This window comes from Enterobacter sp. SECR19-1250, from assembly GCF_013391025.1.
In the GTDB taxonomy this organism is placed as follows: Bacteria; Pseudomonadota; Gammaproteobacteria; order Enterobacterales; family Enterobacteriaceae; genus Enterobacter; species Enterobacter cloacae.
Genome location: NZ_JACASJ010000262.1, coordinates 1 through 1,261 on the forward strand (window position 1 = coordinate 1; position 1,261 = coordinate 1,261).

At 52.2% G+C, this 1,261-nt stretch carries 1 pseudogene; it reads left to right on the forward strand.

Going from position 1 to position 1,261, the window contains the following annotated elements:
* The first annotated feature begins 229 nt into the window (after positions 1-229).
* Positions 230-1,185, forward strand: a pseudogene (locus HX884_RS26465) (IS110 family transposase).
* The last annotated feature ends 76 nt before the right edge of the window (positions 1,186-1,261 follow it).

Sequence of the window (1,261 nt, forward strand, 5' to 3'; positions counted from 1 at the left end):
TCAGAAGCAGGAACGACTTCCTCTCCAGCCGCAACGGCGGTGAGGCTGCCTTCCTTGTATCTTGAAGACTGATTAAAATTAATACGATTAGATTTGGCAAAACGTATGCAGCCCGATGCCTTCCAGGGTTCAAGCCCGTATATCAGCGACTGGCGCATACGCTGAGCCACTCATCTGAAACCCGAACAGTTGTCCGTATTCCATAACGTATTTGCAAGGAGGGGTAAAAATGAGTCAGCCAAATCCACTTTGTGTGGGCATCGATGTTTCCAAAGCCACACTGGACATCGCTGCCAGCAGTGATGTTGCTCAGTTTACAGTCAGCAATGACTCTGATGGCTTTAACGCGATTATTACCGGACTGAGACGGCACTCCGTTGCTCTGGTTCTGATGGAGGCCACTGGTGGGCTGGAAGTTGCGGTGGCCTGTTCGCTTCAGGCCGAAGGTTTTGAGGTTGCCGTGGTCAATCCCAGGCAGGCCCGTGACTTCGCCCGTGCAATGGGATATCTTGCGAAGACCGACCGAATTGATGCCAGAGTCCTCACGCAGATGGCTGAGGTTATTAATCGTCACCCTGAGCGGAAACGCTTTATCAGGGCACTGCCGGATGCTGAACGTCAGGCCCTTGCTGCGATGGTGGTTCGCAGACGCCAGTTGATTGCGATGTTGGTGGCTGAGCGTAACCGACTGCATCCATCCCATCCGCAGAACAAGAAAAGCATTAATACCATCATTAAAGCGCTGGAAGATGAGCTTGTCAGGCTCGAGAAAGAAATGGACAGTCACATCCGTAACCACTTTAAAGAGATTGCTGAGCGCCTGAGCAGTATCAAAGGTGTAGGCACCATGACCGTTTCCGCGATGTTGGCGGAGATTCCGGAACTGGGAACGCTCTCCCGGCGCGAAATCAGTGCGCTTATAGGTGTTGGGACTCAGGGACTATGCGTGGCCGGCGAACCATTTTTGGCGGCAGGGCTGGCCTAAGATCAGCACTGTACATGGCTGCGCTTGTGGCAACCCGCTTTAATCCGGTGATAAAAACGTTTTATGTGCGCCTGCTTGCAGCCGGAAAGGCCAAAAAAGTGGCGCTGGTAGCCTGTATGCGTAAGCTGCTTACCATCCTGAACGCAATGCTCAGAAAGAACGAAGAATGGGATGAGTCGTACCACCACGTTGCTCCATAATTTTTACCTTCAAGACAGTTGCTGATATTGCTTCTTCCACTTAAACAGCAGGCTGGGCTGGATACCATGCAGGCGG